The organism is Planosporangium mesophilum, from assembly GCF_016863255.1.
GTDB classification, from domain to species: domain Bacteria; phylum Actinomycetota; class Actinomycetes; order Mycobacteriales; family Micromonosporaceae; genus Planosporangium; species Planosporangium mesophilum.
Genome location: NZ_BOON01000039.1, coordinates 20,829 through 39,446, shown reverse-complemented (window position 1 = coordinate 39,446; position 18,618 = coordinate 20,829). Strand labels below are relative to the sequence as shown.

At 72.5% G+C, this 18,618-nt stretch carries 16 protein-coding genes; 8 read left to right on the top strand and 8 right to left on the bottom strand.

Going from position 1 to position 18,618, the window contains the following annotated elements; genetic code table 11:
- Positions 1 to 12 precede the first annotated feature (12 nt).
- Positions 13 to 1,062, bottom strand: coding sequence for an Rv2231c family histidinol phosphate aminotransferase CobC (gene cobC, locus Pme01_RS20605; protein ID WP_168117024.1), 1,050 nt, complete (start codon positions 1,060 to 1,062; stop codon positions 13 to 15).
- 79 nt (positions 1,063 to 1,141) lie between these two features.
- Between cobC and Pme01_RS20600 the strand changes: the two genes are divergently transcribed.
- Positions 1,142 to 3,385 carry a transglycosylase domain-containing protein gene (locus Pme01_RS20600; RefSeq protein WP_168117025.1) on the top strand — a complete coding sequence of 748 codons (2,244 nt, stop codon included), beginning with the start codon at positions 1,142 to 1,144 and terminating at the stop codon, positions 3,383 to 3,385.
- Between the two features lie 3 nt (positions 3,386 to 3,388).
- On the opposite strand, the gene Pme01_RS20595 is transcribed toward Pme01_RS20600, so the two are convergent.
- The gene (locus Pme01_RS20595) at positions 3,389 to 3,979 is read right to left on the bottom strand and encodes a GNAT family N-acetyltransferase (protein ID WP_168117026.1); all 591 of its coding nucleotides are present in this window, start codon (positions 3,977 to 3,979) and stop codon (positions 3,389 to 3,391) included.
- Between the two features lie 115 nt (positions 3,980 to 4,094).
- Between Pme01_RS20595 and Pme01_RS20590 the strand changes: the two genes are divergently transcribed.
- A complete protein-coding gene (locus Pme01_RS20590; RefSeq protein WP_168117027.1) occupies positions 4,095 to 4,862 on the top strand; it encodes an SURF1 family cytochrome oxidase biogenesis protein in 768 nt (255 codons plus the stop codon).
- The gene (locus Pme01_RS20585) at positions 4,859 to 5,305 is read left to right on the top strand and encodes a hypothetical protein (protein WP_168117028.1); all 447 of its coding nucleotides are present in this window, start codon (positions 4,859 to 4,861) and stop codon (positions 5,303 to 5,305) included. The genes Pme01_RS20590 and Pme01_RS20585 overlap by 4 nt, the downstream gene beginning before the upstream one ends.
- 22 nt (positions 5,306 to 5,327) lie before the next feature.
- On the opposite strand, the gene Pme01_RS20580 is transcribed toward Pme01_RS20585, so the two are convergent.
- Positions 5,328 to 6,863 (bottom strand): ATP-dependent DNA ligase, encoded by a 1,536-nt coding sequence (locus tag Pme01_RS20580; RefSeq protein WP_168117029.1) that lies wholly within the window; start codon positions 6,861 to 6,863, stop codon positions 5,328 to 5,330.
- Between the two features lie 100 nt (positions 6,864 to 6,963).
- On the bottom strand, positions 6,964 to 7,224 hold the full coding sequence (locus Pme01_RS20575) for a DUF7455 domain-containing protein (RefSeq protein ID WP_168117030.1): 261 nt from the start codon (positions 7,222 to 7,224) through the stop codon (positions 6,964 to 6,966).
- 295 nt (positions 7,225 to 7,519) lie between these two features.
- Between Pme01_RS20575 and Pme01_RS20570 the strand changes: the two genes are divergently transcribed.
- The 5 genes from Pme01_RS20570 (at position 7,520) to Pme01_RS20550 (ending at position 14,617) form a co-directional block, all read left to right on the top strand.
- A complete protein-coding gene (locus tag Pme01_RS20570; RefSeq protein ID WP_239088360.1) occupies positions 7,520 to 9,214 on the top strand; it encodes a CBM96 family carbohydrate-binding protein in 1,695 nt (564 codons plus the stop codon).
- Positions 9,215 to 9,754: 540 nt separating this feature from the next.
- Positions 9,755 to 10,129 (top strand): response regulator transcription factor, encoded by a 375-nt coding sequence (locus Pme01_RS20565; protein ID WP_168117031.1) that lies wholly within the window; start codon positions 9,755 to 9,757, stop codon positions 10,127 to 10,129.
- A gap of 2 nt (positions 10,130 to 10,131) precedes the next feature.
- Positions 10,132 to 11,295, top strand: a complete 1,164-nt coding sequence (locus Pme01_RS20560; protein WP_168117032.1) for a HEAT repeat domain-containing protein — start codon at positions 10,132 to 10,134, stop codon at positions 11,293 to 11,295.
- 14 nt (positions 11,296 to 11,309) lie between these two features.
- Positions 11,310 to 12,746: a glycosyltransferase family 2 protein gene (locus tag Pme01_RS20555; protein ID WP_168117033.1), complete on the top strand. Its 1,437-nt coding sequence runs from the start codon at positions 11,310 to 11,312 to the stop codon at positions 12,744 to 12,746.
- Positions 12,746 to 14,617: a sensor histidine kinase gene (locus Pme01_RS20550; protein ID WP_203935762.1), complete on the top strand. Its 1,872-nt coding sequence runs from the start codon at positions 12,746 to 12,748 to the stop codon at positions 14,615 to 14,617. The genes Pme01_RS20555 and Pme01_RS20550 overlap by 1 nt, the downstream gene beginning before the upstream one ends.
- 91 nt (positions 14,618 to 14,708) lie before the next feature.
- On the opposite strand, the gene Pme01_RS20545 is transcribed toward Pme01_RS20550, so the two are convergent.
- From Pme01_RS20545 to Pme01_RS20530, 4 genes are all read right to left on the bottom strand, one after another.
- Positions 14,709 to 15,248, bottom strand: a complete 540-nt coding sequence (locus Pme01_RS20545; protein ID WP_168117035.1) for a prolipoprotein diacylglyceryl transferase — start codon at positions 15,246 to 15,248, stop codon at positions 14,709 to 14,711.
- Between the two features lie 156 nt (positions 15,249 to 15,404).
- The gene (locus Pme01_RS20540) at positions 15,405 to 16,124 is read right to left on the bottom strand and encodes a hydrolase (RefSeq protein ID WP_168117036.1); all 720 of its coding nucleotides are present in this window, start codon (positions 16,122 to 16,124) and stop codon (positions 15,405 to 15,407) included.
- A gap of 191 nt (positions 16,125 to 16,315) precedes the next feature.
- Positions 16,316 to 17,020, bottom strand: coding sequence for a response regulator transcription factor (locus Pme01_RS20535; RefSeq protein WP_168117037.1), 705 nt, complete (start codon positions 17,018 to 17,020; stop codon positions 16,316 to 16,318).
- Entirely contained in the window at positions 16,998 to 18,494 is a 1,497-nt protein-coding gene (locus Pme01_RS20530; RefSeq protein ID WP_168117038.1) for a PAS domain-containing sensor histidine kinase, read from the bottom strand. The genes Pme01_RS20535 and Pme01_RS20530 overlap by 23 nt, the downstream gene beginning before the upstream one ends.
- Between the last annotated feature and the right edge of the window lie 124 nt (positions 18,495 to 18,618).

The following is an 18,618-nucleotide window of genomic DNA, read 5'->3' as shown; positions in this document are numbered from 1 at the left end:
CGCGGGCCGTTGTCAGCAATCTGACAGCACGCCGGCCAGGTCGGCGACGAAAGCGTCGGTGGTGGCGGCGTCGCGTACCGCCAGGCGCAGCCAGTCCGGGCCGAGCCCGGGGAAGGTGTCGCCGCGGCGCACCGCGTACCCGCGCTCGCGGAGCCGGTCCCGGACGGCCGGCCCGTCGGGCACCTCGACGAGCACGAACGAGCTGGCCGGCGTACCTGCGACCCTAACGCCCGGCACGGCCCCGAGGCGGCGGACCAGGTGCGCCCGGTCGTCGGCGAGCCGGTGCGCGATGGCACGCTCGGCGGCCACGGCGGTCGGTGAGGCGCACGCGGCGGCCGCGGCCAGGGCCGGGGTGGAGACCGGCCACAGCGGCGCGACGGCCGCGAGCCGGTCGACCAGCGCGGCGTCGGCCAGCAGGTAACCCACCCGCAGACCGGCCAGCCCCCAGGTCTTGGTGAAGCTGCGGATCACGACCAGGCCGGGCAGGTCGCGGCAGCCGGCCAGCGACTCCGGCTCGCCGGGCACCGTGTCGGCGAACGCCTCGTCCACGACCAGTACCCGCCCGGGCCGGGCCAGCGCCGCGATCATGGCAGCGGGGTGCAGCACCGACGTCGGGTTGGTCGGGTTGCCGAGGACGACCAGGTCGGCGTCGTCGGGTACGGCCGCCGGGTCGAGCATGAAGTCCGGGGCGAGGATCACCCGGTCGACGGCGTGGCCGGCCGCGCGCAGCGCCGCCTCGGGCTCGGTGAACTGCGGGTGCACCACCACCGCCCGGACCGGCCGGAGCGCGTGGGCGAGCAGGCTGAACGCCTGCGCGGCGCCGGCGGTCAGCAGGACCTCCGCGGGCGGGCGGCCGTGCCGGGCCGCGACGGCCGCGCGGGCCGGGCCGGCGTCGGGGTACCGGGCCAGGTCGGTGAGCGCGGCCGCGATCGGCTCGGCCAGCCAGGCCGGCATGGGGTCGGCCCGTACGTTCACCGCGAGGTCGACCAGCCCGGCCGCCAGCTCCTCGTCGCCGTGGAAGCGCAGGGGCACGGGCGGGGGCTGGCTCGGCATGATGAGCATCTTGCCTGGCGGACGACGCGAACACGACAGTGCAGAAGCGTGAAGATTCCCTCAGCTGCCGGGGTAATTGTCCTATCTTATGAGCGTGGATGGCGAGAAGGAGTACCCGCTGAGCCTGGTCGGTCGGGTCGCCGTGCTCGCCCGAACCGGGCTGATCATGGGCGTCGTCGTGGCCGCGCTGTCCTTCCCGCTCGCCGCCGTGGCGGGCCTGGGTCTCAAGGCCAGCGTGGACCGGATCGACAGCCAGGCCGAGCGCCTGCCCGACGCGGCCCCGGCACAGACCAGCCGGGTGTTCGCGGCCGACGGCACGACGCTGATCAGCCAGTTCTACGACGAGAACCGGGTACAGACGCCCCTGTCGGCGATCTCGCCCAACATGACGCGCGCGATCGTCGCGGCCGAGGACGCCCGGTTCTACGACCACCACGGTGTCGACGTCAAGGGCGTCGCCCGCGCGTTCGTCGCGAACCGCCGGTCGGGCGAGGTGTCCCAGGGCGCGTCGACGCTGACCATGCAGTACGTCCGCAACGTGCTGCGCGACTCGGCCCGTACGCCGGAGGAGGTCCGCGCCGCCACCGAGCAGACCGGCGTCCGCAAGCTGCGCGAGATCCAACTGGCCGTCTCGGTCGAGCAGAAGATGGGCAAGAGCGAGATCCTCGAGCGGTACCTCAACGTGGTGTACTTCGGCCACCAGGCGTACGGGATCGCCGCCGCCGCGCAGGTCTACTTCTCCAAGAGCCCGGCGGACCTCAGCCTGGGCGAGGCGGCCATGGTGGCCGGCCTGGTACAGGCGCCGTCCGCGTACGACCCGGCCGGCGACCAGACCGCTGCCACCACCCGGCGCAACTACATCCTCGACCGGATGGCCGAGCTGAACTACGTGTCCCGACCCGTCGCCGACGAGGCCAAGGCCCAGCCGATCACGCTGCGGCTGTCGGAGCCGCCGAGCGACTGCGCCGCCGCCCACGGCAACTGGGGCTTCTTCTGCGACCTGTTCAAGACGTGGTGGTCCGAGCAGTCGGCGTTCGGGGCGAGCCCGCAGGAGCGGCTGAACCGGCTGCGCCGCGGCGGGTACAACGTCGTCACGTCGCTCGACGCGGGCCTCCAGGCGGGCGCCGAGCGGCACGTGACCGCGAAGGAGCCGACCAGCAGCCCGTTCGCCCACGGGCTGGTCGCGATCGAGCCCGGCACCGGGCGGGTCAAGGCGATGGCCGTCAACCGGGTGTACTCCACCGACCAGTCCGGCAACGGTCGCGTGGCCGACCAGAAGGGTCGCCCCACCAAGGCCGTCGGCAACTACCCCAACACCGTCAACCCGCTGCTGGGCGGCGGTGACCTGCCCGGGTTCCAGGCCGGCTCGACGTTCAAGCTGTTCACCATGCTGGCGGCGCTCGACCGCAACCTGCCGCTCTCGACCTCGATCTACTCGCCGCAGCGGTACCGGTCGCAGTACCCCAGCGCCCCGGGCGGCCCGGCGTCGTGCGGTACCCGCTGGTGCCCGTCGAACGCCACCGCGGCGATGACCGGGCAGCACACCATGTGGTCGGGCTTCGGCAAGTCCGTCAACACGTACTTCGTGCAACTGGAGCAGCAGGTCGGCGCCGACAGGGCGGTGGCCATGGCCGAGCGGCTGGGCCTGCGCTGGCGTACCTCCATCGACTCCACGCAGGCCTCCAAGGACAAGGCGGCCGGCTGGGGCGCGTTCACGCTCGGCGTGGCCGACACCACGCCGCTGGAGATGGCCAACGCGTACGCGACGATCGCCGCCGACGGCTCGTACTGCGAGCCCCTGCCGGTGCTGAGCATCACCGGCCCCGACGGCAAGCCGGTGACCATGCCCGGCGCGAAGGCCGGCGACAAGCGCGTCGAGGTGGCCGCGCCGCGCTGCCGCCAGGCCCTGCGGCCGGAGGTGGCGCGGGCCGCGGTCGACGCGGCCCGGTGCACCACCGGCTACGGCGCGGCGAACAAGAGCGCCTGCGGCGGCTGGTCCACCGCTCCCACCGTGTACCCGCTGGTCAAGCGACCCGTCGCGGGCAAGACCGGCACCACCGACAACAACCAGGCGGCGTGGTTCGTGGGGATCACGCCGTCGCTGGCGGTGGCGAGCTTCATCGCGGACCCGGACAACCCGCTGCACGCGGTGGGCGCGGCCAACCACAACAAGCCGATCCAGTCCGCCGCCGAGACGCTGCGCGACGCCGTGTCCGGCGGTCCCGTCCGTAACTTCACGCCTCCGGCCGAGGCGACCGCGTACGGGCCGAAGGGCTCGCCGACGCGCGGCAAGAGCACCCGCCCCGGCCCCAAGGTCAGCACGAATCCCTGACCGTCAGCGGAGGTCGGCGGCGACCAGGGACCAGACCTCGACGTCGACCCGCGCGCCGTCGACGTGGCCCGCGTTGCGTAGCAGCCCCTCGTACGTGAAGCCGGCCTTCTCCGCCACCCGCCGCGAGGCCAGGTTGCCGGGCGCCACCCGCATCTCCACGCGCTGGAAGCCGTGCTCCAGAATCAGCGCGATCGCAACCGCGTCGACCGCCTCCGCGGCCACCCCGAAGCCCCGGGCCTCGGCCGCTATCGCGTACGACACCTCGGTCGAGCGGGCCGTCCAGTCCGTGCGCCGGGTCCACAGGCAGCCCACGACCCGGTCGTCCTCGCGCCGCACCACGCCGTAGTGGTCGCCGTCGCCGTGATCACGGGCCTGCTCGGCGATCTCGGCGCACCAGGCCCGACCGTCGAGCGGCCCGTCCCCGGTCGGGAACGGCAGCCAGCGCCGGGTCTGCCGGTCGGCGAAGATCTCCGCGACGTGCTCGGCGTCGCCGGCCATGAGCTGACGGACGTACAGCCGGGGCGTCGCGACGGTCAGCGGCGGGAACCGCTTGACCGTCACCTGCCAGTACGGCGCCTTCGCAAAGGTTCTCATCGCCGACCCCCCGGTGCCACGAAATGCTGCGAACCATTGATCGTGATGGCCACTGCGGACGATACCGGGTCCGCGCCGGCCGGGCGCACTGTTGGCGACCCGGTAGCGTTGTGGCGTGTACCGGTTCCTTGCCACCCCCCGCTGGCTGGGGCTGGCCCTGCTGGCGTTGGTCCTCGCCACGGTGATGGTCGGCCTCGGCAACTGGCAGTTGCATCGCTATCACGAGCGCGCCGCGATCAACGCGCGCATCGACGCCGGCAGCAGCGGCCCCGCCGTGCCGATCACCAACGTCCTGTCCCCCCCGGGCGCCGCCGGACGCGCCGGTCCCGCGCCGTCGGCCGCTACCGAGTGGACGCGGGTCCAGCTGACCGGACGGTACGACGTCAGCAAGCAGACCCTGGTCCGCGGGCGCACCGTGGAGGGCGCGGTCGGGTTCGAGGTGCTCACGCCCCTGGTGCTGCCCGACGGCTCGGCGGTGATCGTGGACCGTGGGTGGCTGGCGCCCCCGCCGGGCGGTGCGCTGGCCAAGCCGGAGGTGCCGGCGCCACCGGCCGGCGAGGTCACGGTGGTCGGCCCGATCCGGCGCCCGGAGAGCGGTGCGGACCGGCCGGTGGACGGCACGGTCCGGCGCATCTCCCCGGCGACGCTGCGCCTGCCCTACCCGTCCTACGGCGGGTACGTGATGCTCGACGAGCAGACCCCGAAGGCCGACCCGAGGTTCACCCCGGTGCCGGCCAGCCACGAGAACGCCTGGCAGAACGCCGGGTACGTGGTGCAGTGGTGGGCGTTCGCCGCGCTCACCATCTTCGGGTACGGATACCTGGCACGACGGGAAGCGCGTGGTACCGCCCCGGCGGAGCGCGAGGTTACAGTGCCGGTATGAGCGGCGATCATGACGGCTGGGTGGGCGACGGCGAGCCGACCCGGCGGGCGATCAACCCCGACCCGTATCCCTCCGGGATCTACTCCGCCCTGTCGTACCCCTCGGTCTCCGACTCGGCGCGCACGACGGACGTCGTCGCCCGCATCGGGGACGTCGAGGTGACGGCGGATACCCTGCGCACGCCGGTCGGCGCGGTCCCGCTCGCCGACGCCACCGTGGAGGTGAGCCGTGAGCAGGTGGTCCGTACCCCGACCTGGGCGGTGCTCTGCGCGATCGTCGGCTTCTTCGTGATACCCCTGGTGAACCTGCTGTTCCTGCTGGTCAAGGAGACCGCCGAGGTGGGCCCGACGCTGGTACGGGTGACCGGCGTCGGGGTCGGCCACGAGACGGTGGTCTCCGACCCCGCCGAGATCGAACTGGCCCGGTCGCTCGCCGAGAGCTAGCCGCGCGAGCTCACGGCGCGAGTCAGCCGCCTGCGAGCCGCCCCGCGTGGATGGCCCGGACGTCGCCGATGGTGTCCGCCTCGGCCGCGCTCTTGTCCTCGCGGTACCGCAGGACCCTGGCGAAGCGCAGTGCCACCCCGCCCGGGTAGCGCGGCGAGGTCTGCACCCCGTCGAAGGCGATCTCCACCACGAGCTCCGGGCGTACCTTCACGACCCAGTCGTTCCGCTCGACGGCGAGCGCCTGTAGCCGCTCGGTCTGCCAGCGCAACAGCTCGTCGGTGAGGCCCTTGAAGGTCTTGCCGAGCATGACGAAACCGCCCGTCTCCGGGTCGCGGGCGCCCAGGTGCAGGTTGGACAGCCAGCCGCGACGTCGGCCGTGCCCCCACTCGGCGGCCAGGACGACCAGGTCGAGGGTGTGCCGCGGCTTGACCTTGACCCAGGCCGCGCCCCGGCGGCCCACGTCGTACGGCGCGTCCAAAGACTTGATCACGAGACCCTCCTGGCCCGCGTCGACGGCCGCAGCGAAGGCGCGCTCCGCGTCCGCGACGTCCGCGATCTCGGTACGGGTCACCAGCAGCTCCCCGGGGACCGCCCCGGTGAGCGCGGCCCACCGGTCCCGGGCCGGCGCGTCGAGCAGGTCAGCGCCGTCGAGGTGCAACAGGTCGAAGAAGAACGGCGTGAGCTGGGCCGGCTCGCCGCGCCGGGCGGCCCGGCCGGAGATCTCCTGGAACGGCAGCGGGCGGCCGGCCTCGTCGTGGCCCATCGCCTCGCCGTCGAGGACGAGGGTATGGGCGGGCAGCGCGCGTACCGCCGCCACGACGCCGGGCAGGCGGGCGGTGAGGTCGTCCAGGCTGCGGCTGAACACGGCCACGTCGGAGCCGTCGCGGTGCACCTGGATGCGTACCCCGTCGAGCTTGACGTCGGCGGCGGCCGGCGCGCCGGTGGCGGCGAGCGCCTCGGCCACCGACGGCGCGCTCTGGGCCAGCATGGGCGCGAGGGGCCGCCCGACGGAGAGGTGGAACGTGGCGAGTGCGCCCGGGCCGCCGGTGAGCGCGGCAGCGGCGACCGCCCTGAGGTCGCCGGCCAGCAGCAGGGCCCGGCGGACCTCTCCGATCTCGACGCCGGCGGCCTTCGCGACTGCGTCGGCGAGCAGCCCGGCCTGCGCGCCCTGGCGCAGTTCCCCGGTCAGCAGCCCGACGAGTACCCGCTGCTCGTCCGCGGTGGCCGCGGCGAACAGCGCGGATACGCCGCGCCGCCGCTCGGCCTGCGAGCCGGGCCCGGCGAGTTCGGAGAACCGCTGCAGCGCCGCGTCGACCTGCTCGACGGTGAGGGTGGCGACCGGTGCGGGCGGCGGTAGCTCGCGCAGGCTGGCCCAGCCGACCCCGGTCTGGCGCTGGCGCACCTCCCCCGCAAGGTAGGCCGCGCCGGCCGTGATGGTTTCGTCGGAGCCCCCGGCGGCGAGCCGGCGCAGTGCGTCGGCCAGCAACTCGATCTTCGCCCGGCGGCCCGACGTGTCCGCTACCGCGGTCGAGGTGGCCGCGAGGTCAACAAAGCGCATCCATTCATAGTGCCCTTGATCGGCACGACCTCCCCGAGGTCGTGGTCATGGAGCACCTCCGGGGCCACAACGTCGGGGAGGCTGTGGCGGCCTCGGGTGCTCAGGCGGCCTGCTGGGCGGTCGCCCGGTGGGCACCGTTGTACGGCACGCCCCGCCAGTCGAAGCCCGACTCCAGGAACACGCTCTCCGCCTCCTGCAGAATCGTGTCGGCGTACGCGTTCGCGTGGTGCCCGCAGAATGTCAGCTCGCCGCCGCCTGCCAGGACGAGGCCGAGCTTGGCGGCCGCGCCACACCGGTCACAGCGCTCGGTCGACCCGGACGCCTCGTACGCCGCCGACGACACCATCAGGGTCTGGGCCATCCCGGTCTCCTCGCTCGTAGTTTGACGGCGAAGCAACCCTTCGCCGGATACCTTCTCGACGGTACGGTCGCGTCCAGTTCACGCCGGTTCGCGTTGAGGGGCAGCCCGGTTGCCGACGCTCCCTCCACCGAAGACCGCTCGATCGGTGGACGCGGAGCACCCCGTCCACCGTGGTCTGCTGGATCGCCCTCTCCGGCCTCCGCTACCCAGGTGCAACCGCGAGCGACCGGCACCGAACCGACGGCGACGAACTCTCGAAGACGTCCACTCAGGACGACTTCGAGGAGACGTAACCGTGACGCAGTCCGTCACTCCCCATGAGGGATCCGCACGCTCACGCTTCGGCCGGCTGCTTCCGGTCGCCGCGATCGCCATCGCGGTCGCGGGCCCGCTCGCACTCGGTACCGGCGCGTTCGCGGCCACGAGCACGTTGAGCTACAGCCCGACCGACGACGCGTACATCTCCGGCGCGCGCGTGAACCTCAACACCGGCGCGGCCGACAAGCTGGTCGCAGGCACCCTCAACGGCGACCGCATGGTCACGTACCTGAAGTTCAAGGTCGGTACGCTCGCGGCCGGCTCGACCGTCACCGGCGCCACCGTGACGCTCAGCCGCGACGAGCACAAGCTGCCGGCCACGGTCACCCTGTCCGTGGTGCCCGGTACCGGTTGGACCGAGGCCGCGCTGACCAGGAACAACGCTCCGGCTCTCGGCTCGGTCGTGGCGACCGTCAACCCGAGCGCCTCGGCGGCGACCGTGACGTTCGACGTCAGCAAGGTGATCACGGGCGCCGGCGCGTACGCGTTCGCGATCACCTCGTCGGTCACCAACGACGTCGCCCGGTTCCGCTCCGCCGAGTACGGCGCCACCGGCCCGCAGCTCAAGCTGACGATGCAGAACACGGTCTCGGCTCCGTCGCCGACTCCGACCAAGTCCGTCACGCCGTCGCCGAGCCCGACGGCGAGCAAGCCGGCCACCCCGTCGCCGAGCCCGACGGTGAGCAACCCGGCCACCCCGTCGCCGAGCCCTACCACCGCCAAGCCGGCGGAGTGCACCGTGGACGCCAAGCTCGTACCGAGCTGCGGCGTGCTCTGGGGCGCGGCCGCGGGCGGCTTCTCCACGACCCCGCGCGACCAGGCGCTCAAGGACTGGGAGGCGGTCACCGGCCGGACCGCGTCGATCTACCACACGTACCACACCGGTGATCAACTCTTCCCGACGAAGACCGAGATCGCGATGGCCAGTGACCCGGCCCGGCCGCGGCTGCTGATGCCGAACTGGAAGGTGGCCGACGGGTACACCTGGGCCCAGGTCGCCGCCGGTGCGGCGGACGCCCGGATCGACCTCGAGGCCAGTTACCTGAAGGCGAACTACACGAAGCCGTTCTTCCTGGTCATCCACCACGAGCCGGAGAACGACGTCAACGCGACGGCCGGCTCGGGCATGACCGCCAAGGACTACGCCGCGATGTTCCGCCATGTGGTCGACCGGCTCCGCAGCAACGGCGTGACCAACGCGGTGGCGACCCTGACGTACATGTCGTACGAGAAGTGGAACAACATGCCCTGGTGGTACGACCTGTACCCGGGTGACGCGTGGGTCGACTGGATCACGCTGGACGCGTACGTCAACGCCCAGCCCGGCGGCTTCCACTACGGCGACTTCAACTACCTGGTCAACCGCACCACCAACAAGGCGGCGTTCCCGGGCTACTACTCCTGGGTGACCAGCCAGCACCCGAACAAGCCGTTCATGGTTTCGGAGTGGGGCGTGTTCGACTACGCCGCCGACCCGACCCAGAAGGCGGCGATCTACGCCAAGGTGCTCCAGCAGCTCAAGGCGCTCCCCGCGATCAAGGGCCTGATGTACTTCGACGCGCAGAACGCGCCGGGTGCCCCCGGCGACCTCCGGGTCAACAGCTCGCCGCAGTCGCTGACCGAGTTCAAGAAGATCGCGGCTGACCCGATCTTCAACGTCACGGTCAAGTGAACCGCGACAACTAATCCGCAACCGCGCCGTACCGTCGGCGCTCCGCCAGCGGCGGAACGTTATGGGCACGCCGCCGAGGCGCGGCTCCCCAGATTGGCGTCGCCGGGTAGGAGACCTCGAGTCCCTGCCCGGCGGCGCTTTCCATTTACGGGTCTACCAGTGCAGACACCGGGTTTGTCGCTCCCCGGTCGTGTAGCGGGTGCCGTCGTGGTCGTACCCGCCGATGGTCCTGATGACCGTCAGCCCCGGCGCGGCCCGGGTCGTAGTCGGTCCTCATAGATCTTGGACACTTCGGCACCCATATCGATGTCGAGCTCTCCGAGATCCGGGCGCCGGTGCGCCACGTTCGGCGGCCGGGTCAACCGTTCGGGGTCGTACGGCCACCCGTTCAGTGCCGCATCCCGTGGCGGATTCACGGCGTTACATCCAGCGTCGGGCAGCGCGGCGGACCACAAGGATCCGACAAAAACGTGTAAATTCGGACTATCTTGCAGGTAAGCCGCAACGGGCTGGCGGCCAGTCGGTACCCCAGGGGGAGACATGACAGCGATCCTGATCGCCGATGACGATCCGGACATCCGCGATCTCATCGCCTTCAAGCTCGAACAGGCCGGCTACGACGTGATCGCCGTCGACAACGGCCTCGCCGCCCTCTCGGCAGCCCGCGAGACACCGCCCGACCTGGCCGTACTCGACGTCATGATGCCCGGGATGTCCGGCATCGACGTCTGCCGGGAGCTGCGCGGCAACGCCCCCACCGCCACGCTGCCCATCATCCTGCTGACCGCCCGCGCCCAGGAGGGCGACGTGGAGGTCGGCTTCGGGGCCGGTGCCGACGACTACGTGGTCAAACCGTTCAGCCCGCGCGAACTGGTCAGCCGGGTCGAGGCGGTACTGGCGCGGACGCGGGCCTGACAGTGGCGGGCCTCGCCACCGCCGTCCTGCTCGTCCTCGCCGGCGCCGCCCTCGCCCTCGGAGCGGTGATCGTCCTCGGCCGGGCGGTGCGCCGTACCCGCGAGGCCAGGCAGGCCCGCCTCGCCGCCCCCGGCCGCCGCGTCCTGCTCTCCCTCGCCGCCGGGGACGACGAGCCGGAAAACCAACAGACTCTGGTACGCCTGGAGCCCGCCGCCTGGCGCGCCATCGAGCCCACCGCCGTGGCCCTGCTGGGAAAGGTACGCGGTGAGTCGCACGCCGCCCTCGTCTCCGTGTTCGAACAGCGGGGCATGGGCGAACGGGCGCTCGACGACGTACGCGGCCGGGGCGCGATGCGGCGCGCCCGCGCCGCCGAGGTACTGGGCAACCTGGGGCGGCGCGACGCCGTACCGCTGCTCGTCTCGCTGCTCGGCGATCGGGACCCGGACGTGCGCGCCGTCGCCGCCCGGGCCCTCGGCCGCATCGCCGACCCGGCCGCCGCGGCCGCGCTGCTGGACAGTCTGGCCGGCCGGCGCCCGATACCCCCGCAGGTCGTCGCGGACGCCGTGATGCGGATGGGTGCCGGCACCCTGGAGGCGCTGACCGCCGCCCTCGACCACGACGCCGAACTCGTCCGCGCGACCTCCGTCGAGGTGCTCGGCCTCATCGGCGCGATCACCGCGGCCGCCCGCGTCATCGACACCCTGGATACCGACCCGTCGCCGGAGGTACGCGAACGGGCCGCGGCGGCGCTGGGCCGGCTCGGTACCCGCTCGGCGCTGGCCCCGCTGCTGGCGGCCGTCGCACCGGAGAACCCGCCCGGCCTGCGTGCCCGGGCCGCCCACGCGCTGGGCGACCTCGGTGCGGTGGCCGCCGCGCCCGCGCTCGACGCCCTGCTGGCGGACCCGCAGCACGAGGTCGCGCACGCCACGGCCCACGCGCTGCTGCGCCTCGGCCCGGCCGGGCGCGAGGTCCTGGAGCAGGCCGTCGCCACCGGGCCGGACCCGTCGCCCGGCCGCCACGCCGCCGCCCGTACCGATGGGCTCAGCGTCGCCGCCGAGCGGGCGGCCCGGTACGCCTGGGAGGCGCTCGCCGTGGCCGAAGTGGACGAGCGGCGTCGCGACGGCGCGCCGGCCCGTTCCGAGCAGCCGACGGCGGTCGGCCGATGATCCCGCACCCGTCGATGTCCACAGTGCTCGATTGGGTACGCGAAGTCCTGCACGTGACGGACACCGCCATCCTCGTCTACTTCCTGTTCATCAACACCAGCTACCTGGTCCTCATCGTGCTGGCGACCGTCGAGTTCGTGCACCACCTGCGGCGTGTCCCGCTGTCGGGCTTCGAGGAGACGTACCGGTCACCGCTGACGCAGCCGACCTCGGTCCTGGTGCCGGCCCACAACGAGGAGGCCGGCATCGTCGAGTCGGTACACGCGATGCTGGCCCTCCGGTACCCGGTCTTCGAGGTCGTCATCATCGACGACGGCTCCACCGACGCCACCTTCGACCGGCTCGCCGCCGAGTTCGACCTGGTGGAGGTGCCGCGGGTGGTGCCCGACAGCGTGCCGACCCGGGGCGCCGTCCTGTCCGTACACGTACCTCGGCTGCGGCCCGACCCGCTCGTCGTGGTCCGCAAGGCCGGCGGCGGCAAGACCGACGCGCTCAACGTCGGCATCAACGTGGCGCGGCACCCGCTGGTCTGCATGGTCGACGCGGACTCCATCCTGGACCCGCAGGCACTGCTGTCGGTGGCCAAGCCGTTCGCCGACGACCCGCTGCGGGTGGTGGCCGCCGGCGGCGTCGTCCGCATCGCCAACGGCTGTACGGTCGTCGCCGGCCGCATCGTCGACACCCGGATGCCGCGCACCTGGCTGCCCCGCATCCAGGTTGTCGAGTACCTGCGCGCGTTCCTGCTCGGCCGCACCGGCTGGTCGAGGCTGGGGGGACTGCTCGTCATCTCCGGCGCCTTCGGGATCTTCCGGCGCGACCTGCTCGTCGAGATCGGCGGCCTGGACCACGACACCATCGGCGAGGACGCCGAACTGGTGGTCCGGCTGCACCGGCACCTGCGCCATCTCAAGCGCGACTACCGGATCGTTTTCGTGGCCGAACCCGTCTCGTGGAGCGAAGCCCCCGACAGTCTCGCCGTGCTGGCGCGGCAGCGGCGGCGCTGGCACCGCGGGCTCGCCGAGGTCCTGGCCAAACACCGGGCGGTGATCGGCAACCCCCGATACGGTCGGATCGGTCTGGTTGCGCTCCCCTACTACCTGGTCTTCGAGTTCCTCGCCCCGCTGGTCGAACTGGCCGGGCCGGTCCTCGTACCGCTCGGCCTCGCGGTCGGCGCGGTCGACCTCGGGTTCGCCTGGCGCTTCCTGCTCGTCGCGTACGGGTACGCGATGTTGATCAATCTGATCGCACTGGCGGTCGAGGAGTACAGCTTCCACCGGTACTCGCGCTGGAGGGACCTGGGCGCCGCGGTCGTCGCGTCGGTCGTGGAGAACCTCGGATATCGGCAGTTGACCGCCTTCTGGCGGGTTCAGGGCACCTGGTCGGCACTGACCGGCGCCAAGCATGTATGGGGCGAAATGACTCGCACCGGGTTCGTCGGGAGGCGATCGTAATGAGTCGGGCCGTCACCGTCGCGCGTCAGTTGTATCGCGCATTCGCCATCGTCATCGGAGTCCTCCTGCTCACCGGCTCCGTCGCCTCCGCGGCGGCGTGGCGCCAGTACCGGTCGGTGGACACCCTCGCGGGGCAGGTGCTGCCGGAGCGGCAGGCCAACTCCCGGGTGTACCTCACCCTCATGGAGGCCCAGCGCGGCATCTGCAGCTACCTGCTCTCCGGCGAGCCCGGGTTCGACGACGGGTACCAGGACTCCAAGCGGGAGTACGAGTTCGCGGCGGCGAACCTGCGGCGCGCGACGGCGCCGGAGGACCGGGCCGCCGTCACCGCCCAGCTCGAACGCGCGGACGCCTGGTTCGACGTGGCCGGGCGGCAGCGGGAGGTGGAGCCGGGCAGCGACGAGGACGTGTGCTTCGCCCACCAGGGCGGCCCCGCGTTCGACGCGTTCCTGTCGAGCAACGCCCACCTCGACCGGACCCTCACCCACCGCGGCGACGCGCTGCGCCAGCAGACCCGCGAGGCCCAGGTCGTCGCGGCCGGCACGCTGCTGGGTACGGCCACGTTCGGCATCGTGGCCGCGATGCTCGTCGCGGTCCGTACCGCCCGCCGGATCAGCCGGATGCTCCGCGACGAGCGGCGGCACTCCCACGCCCAGCTTCGGATGCGGGAGGCGGGCCAGCGGGTACGCGACCACGTGTCGGTCGAGGCGGTCCTGGACGCCGCGGCCCGCGTACTCGGCCCGGAGTTCCGCGCCGACCTGGCCATCGTGCGGCTGGCCCCCACCGACGACGACCGGCAGCGCACGGCCTCGTGGGCCGCGGACGAGCGGGGCGGCGCCCGCCCGCTCGCCGGGCAGCCGGTGAACTGGCTCGCCGACCGGCTCGCCCGCGGTGACGTGTGGCGCACCGGCGACGTACGCCGGGAGCCCAACGGGGTGCCCCAGCGCGAGCGCATCGAGCTGCTGGCGGCCGGCGCGGTGAGCGCGCTGACCGTACCGTTCGGTGCCGGCCCGCAGCCCGACGGCGCCATCACGCTCGTCCGGTACGCCGGTGGGCGGCCGTGGGATCCCGCCGAGGTCGAGGCGGCCGGCTGGGTCGCCGCCGACGTGGCCCGCTGGGTGCACCAGAGCCGGCTGTACGAGCGGGAGCAGGAGCTGGACGCGCAGCAGCGGCAGTTGGAGCGGACCAAGGACGACTTCGTGTCGACCGTGTCGCACGAGCTGCGTACGCCGCTGACCAGCATCAGCGGCTTCGTGGAGCTGCTCGCCGACCCGGCCACCGGGCCGCTGAGCGACGACCAGCGGCACATGCTCGAGATCGTGGAGCGCAACACCAACCGGCTGCGCGACATGATCGAGGATCTGCTCACGCTGTCCCACATCGAGAACGGCACCTTCCGCAGCGAGCGGGAGCTCACCGACGTGTCGGTGGTGGTGGCGCGCGCGGTGGCGACAGTGCGGTGCACCACCGACCACACCGTGCACGCCGATTACCCGCTCGAGCCGTTGATGGCCGAGGTGGACCCGGGCCAGATCGAGCGGGTACTGGTCAACCTGCTCTCCAACGCGGTGAAGTTCACGCCGGACGGCGGCGAGGTCGTGGTGTCGGTCCGCGAGGACGGTGAGGAGCTGGTGATGTCGGTGTCGGACACCGGCATGGGCATCCCCCGGCAGGAGCAGCGGGAACTGTTCACCCGGTTCTTCCGGGCCTCCAACGCGCGGACCGCCTCGATTCCGGGTACCGGCCTGGGGCTGACGATCGTCCGCAACATCGTGGCCAACCACGACGGTGAGGTGACGGTACGGTCCGAGCCGGGCGAGGGTACGACCGTGACGGTGCGGCTGCCCCGGGAGCGCGCCCTGGTCTCGTAACCCCCTCTTTCATGATCGCGGAAACTTCTCCGTCTCCCTGGACGGAGAAGTTTCCGCGATCATTGTTTGGTGGGCGCTTCTGGGGAGCGCGTCACCTCCTGCCGGGCTTGGCCTTCTCGGCGGGGTTCGGCTGGGGCTTCTCGGCCACCTTGGCCTTCTCCTCGTCCTTCGCCTTGTCCTCGTCCATCGCCCGGGAGTCGGCAGGCTCCGAGTCCTCGTCGACGGCCTCGTCGGTCGCGTCCTCATCGGTCGCGGCTTCGTCGGTCGCGTCCTCGTCGGCCGTAGCCTCATCCGACGCGTCCTCATCGGTCATAGCCTCGTCGGTCACGTCCTCATCGGACAAAGCCTCATCGGCCGTAGCCTCGTCCGACGCCTCCTCCTCGGTCATGGCGTCGTCGGCAGCGTCCTCATCGGCCGTGGCCTCATCTGCCATGGCCTCGTCGGTCGCCTCGTCGTTCTGGGTCGTGTCGTCGTCGGCGGCGACGGTGGTGGTGAGTGCGGGGTGCGGCGCGCCGGCCGTGGCGGCAGCAGCAGGCGGGGACGGCGCGAACAGGACACCGGCGGCCGCGATCGCGACGAGTCGCAGGGTGTGCATTGCTCTCGGCTGGCGGCGGTTGGGATTCAGCGTCAAGGCGGATCTCCTTGTCGAGGACGCGGGCGCGGCTGACCGCGACGCGGCAACCGCGCCAGGGGTGGTGTGGCCGACCGCGACCGCACTGCCCGCCCCGGCGCCGCTAAACCCGACGCTTCGCCGATTTCACCTCTGCAGTCCACTCTCGACAGAGGACTAGACGACCAGCGCGAGATCCCCGCTCACCCGCTCGACGTGGCGCCACCGGCCGACGTCGCTCGCCTGGCGGGCGTCGCTCGCGGCCACCAGCCGCGCCCCGTTGGCGTGGAAGAGGCCGGCGACCCGCGTCGACGGGGCCACGTGACGCTCGCTGACCTCGACCTGGGTGTTGGTGAGGCGGCACATGGCGGCGAGCTCGGCGACGGCCGCGTCGTCGATGTCGGGGTCGGCGAAGCCGGCCCGGCTCAGGAACGCCAGCGGGCGGGCGAGCCGCGTCGGGGCGTACCGGTTGACCCGCTCGATGGCCCGGGCGGTCACGGTGAACAGCATCTCGACCACGTTGGCGGCGGTCAGGACGCCGGTGTCGATCAGGGCGCGTACGGTCTCCGGCCCGGCGAGCCCGGACGGCATGGGCAGGGCGCCCACGGCCACCGACACCACGTCGAGCCCGCTGAGGTCGGACGGGAAGGCGAGCCAGCCGTCGGTACCGATCGCCTCGACCTCGATGCCGGCGCGCAGCACGACGTCGGTGCGCTGCTGTGCGCGCTGGATCGAGGCCAGGTACGACGGCAGCCACCTGGTCGCCGGGCCGGCCTCGTCGCAGAGGACCAGCTCGGTCAGGCCCGCCCGCTCGGCGGCGGCCACGACGAGGCTGACGCTGTCGCGCCCCGCGGAGAACGCGGTGTGTACGTGGCTGTCCACGGTGAGGTCGAGCATGGCCGCTGCCTTCGGGTCGGGTGCCGGCGGGGGCTTTGTGAGCCCCGCTGGCCTGCGTGGGTCTGGTGACACCCGGTGCGTGGACTCGAGAGCCCACGCGCCGTCCCATCATCGTGCGACCCGCTCGACGCGGCACCGGTGCGGCTCGGTTGTCATGCCGTTGCGGAGCCGGCGAACCGAACCGGGATGAGCTACTCCGGCGTCCGGTCCATGGCGGGCCGCCGGTAGCGGTACCCGAAACCGCGCACCGACTCGATCGGCGAGGCGTCGGGGTCGGTCCAGCCCAGCTTGCGGCGCAGCCGCAGGACGGCGAACTTGACCCGCTCCGGGCCGATACCGGTCGGGTCGTCCCAGGCCTGTGCCAGCAGCTGGTTCGGCGACAGGACCGCGCCGGCGTGCCGTACGAGCACGTTGAGCAGGCGGAACTCGGTCGGCGTCAGCCGTACCTCCTCGCCGTCGACGTAGGTGCGCCGGGCGGCCGGGTCGATTCGCATCACCCCGTCGTCGTACACCTCGTCGGCCCACTGCGACGCGCCGGCACTGCGGCGCAGCAGCGCCTCCACCCGCGCCACCAGCTCCGCGTTGGTGAACGGCTTGGTGAGGTAGTCGTCGGCGCCGCCACGCAGGCCACGCACCTTGTCCGACTCCTGGCCGTGCGCGGTCAGCAGCAGGACGGGCACGTCGCTGACGTCACGCAGCCGCTCCAGAACCTGCCAGCCGTCCATCCCGGGCAGTCCGATGTCCAGGATGACGAGTTCGGGGCGGTCGGTGTACGCGTCGCGCAGACCTGCCCGCCCGTCCTTGGCGTGGGCGACCTGGTGCCCTGCCCGGGTCAGCAGCAGGCGTAGCGCCAGCGCGATGTCCGGATCGTCCTCAACCACCAACAGTCGGCTCACCCTCAAAACCTCCATTCTCGACACGAGGGCGCGGCGGCAGAGACACTGTCACGGTCGTACCGACGCCTTCCGTACTGGCGACGTCGATGACGCCGCCATGCAGTTCCACGATGGCCCGGCTGATCACCAGGCCGAGCCCCGCACCAGAGGTGCCCGCCCACGCCGCCGCCCCGACGTTCGAGGCGCGGAAGAACGGGCTGAACAGTCTCGACTGCTCCGCCGCGGGAATCCCGATGCCGGTGTCGCCGACCACCAGCCGCCACCCGTTCTCGGTGGGGCGGGCCGAGACACTGATCCGCCCGCCGGGCCGGGTGAACGCGAGCGCGTTGGCAAGCAGGTTGCCGATCACCTGCTGTACCCGGGCCTCGTCGCACACCAGCTCCGGCCCGTCGACGGTGTCGAGGCAGAGTTCGATCTCGGCGGCCTCGGCCGCCAGCCGGCGCTCGGTCACCACCTCGTCCAGCAGCGCCGGCACCCGCACCGCCCCCATCTTCAGCGGCAGGGTGCCCGCTTCCAGCCGCGACAGCGTCAACAGCTCCTCGATGAGCCGCAGCAGCCGGTTGGCGTTGCGGTCGATCACGTCGAGGTAGGTCCGCTGCTCCTCGCTGAGGTTGCCGCTGCCGGCGTCGCCGAGCAGGTGCGCGAACGCGACCACCGCCGACAGCGGCCCGCGCAGTTCGTGCGCCACGGTCGGGACGAAGGAGGACTCCCGCGCGGCACCGGGGTCCGCCGCCTCCGTGGGCCGGCTCGCCCGCAGTCGCGCCAGCTCCTCGCGCAGGACCCGTTCGGTCGCCCGCTGGGCGGTGACGTCGACGCCGAAGTACGCGACGGCGCCGACCTGCGGATCGTCCAGCAGGCCCCGCGCCACCACCTCGAACGTGCGCCACTTCCCGCTCGCCGTGCGTACCCGTAGGTCGAACGGGTCGTCCGTGCCGCGACCGGCGCACGCGTCCACGAGCGACGCGATGGCGACGGCATGGTCGTCCGGGTGGATCAGGTCCAGCAGCGAGACGGCCGGCGGGGACTGCCGGTCGTACCCGAGCAGCAGGGTGAACTCGTCCGACAGCGCGACCCAGCCGGCCGGCGGGTCGACCAGGACCACGACGGACCGGTCGGACGCGATCAGCGAGCGCCCGAGCGGGTCGACCGGCATCGCCCGGTCGGCCGGGAGCGCGTGACAGGGACGGGTCAGGCAGCGCCCGGCGGCCGCGGCGATCTCCTCGGCCGCCGGCAGTACCCGGTTGTACGCGAGCGCGTCGGTGGCGCGTATCCGCAGCGCGAGCCGCCAGCGCGCCGGCCCGACCGGGATCCCGGCCGACGGTCCCGACCCGGCGGCGGTCTCCAGGGCCACCTCGCGTACCCCTGGGATCGCACGCAACTCGGTGAGCAGGCGCTGAACCTCGGCCAGGCTGGTCGCCCGCTCCGCACGGGCGACCAGGGCGCGGGCAGCGGGCGGGGTCAGCTCTGCTGCCACGCGATCGCCCGTATAGCCACGCACGGTCCTCCTCACCGGTCGGCAGGTACGCATTGGACGTACCAGGCCGAGAGTCCCTACTGAAAGTATTGCTCTAGTCTACGCATTGTGAGTCGTTATGCGC

What these genes read in the sequence shown, in the direction of transcription:
- cobC (WP_168117024.1), bottom strand. Translation starts at nt 1,062, where the DNA reads ATGCTCATCATGCCGAGCCAGCCCCCGCCCGTGCCCCTGCGCTTCCAC.
- Pme01_RS20600 (WP_168117025.1), top strand. Translation starts at nt 1,142, where the DNA reads ATGAGCGTGGATGGCGAGAAGGAGTACCCGCTGAGCCTGGTCGGTCGG.
- Pme01_RS20595 (WP_168117026.1), bottom strand. Translation starts at nt 3,979, where the DNA reads ATGAGAACCTTTGCGAAGGCGCCGTACTGGCAGGTGACGGTCAAGCGG.
- Pme01_RS20585 (WP_168117028.1), top strand. Translation starts at nt 4,859, where the DNA reads ATGAGCGGCGATCATGACGGCTGGGTGGGCGACGGCGAGCCGACCCGG.
- Pme01_RS20580 (WP_168117029.1), bottom strand. Translation starts at nt 6,863, where the DNA reads ATGCGCTTTGTTGACCTCGCGGCCACCTCGACCGCGGTAGCGGACACG.
- Pme01_RS20575 (WP_168117030.1), bottom strand. Translation starts at nt 7,224, where the DNA reads ATGGCCCAGACCCTGATGGTGTCGTCGGCGGCGTACGAGGCGTCCGGG.
- Pme01_RS20565 (WP_168117031.1), top strand. Translation starts at nt 9,755, where the DNA reads ATGACAGCGATCCTGATCGCCGATGACGATCCGGACATCCGCGATCTC.
- Pme01_RS20555 (WP_168117033.1), top strand. Translation starts at nt 11,310, where the DNA reads ATGTCCACAGTGCTCGATTGGGTACGCGAAGTCCTGCACGTGACGGAC.
- Pme01_RS20550 (WP_203935762.1), top strand. Translation starts at nt 12,746, where the DNA reads ATGAGTCGGGCCGTCACCGTCGCGCGTCAGTTGTATCGCGCATTCGCC.
- Pme01_RS20540 (WP_168117036.1), bottom strand. Translation starts at nt 16,124, where the DNA reads ATGCTCGACCTCACCGTGGACAGCCACGTACACACCGCGTTCTCCGCG.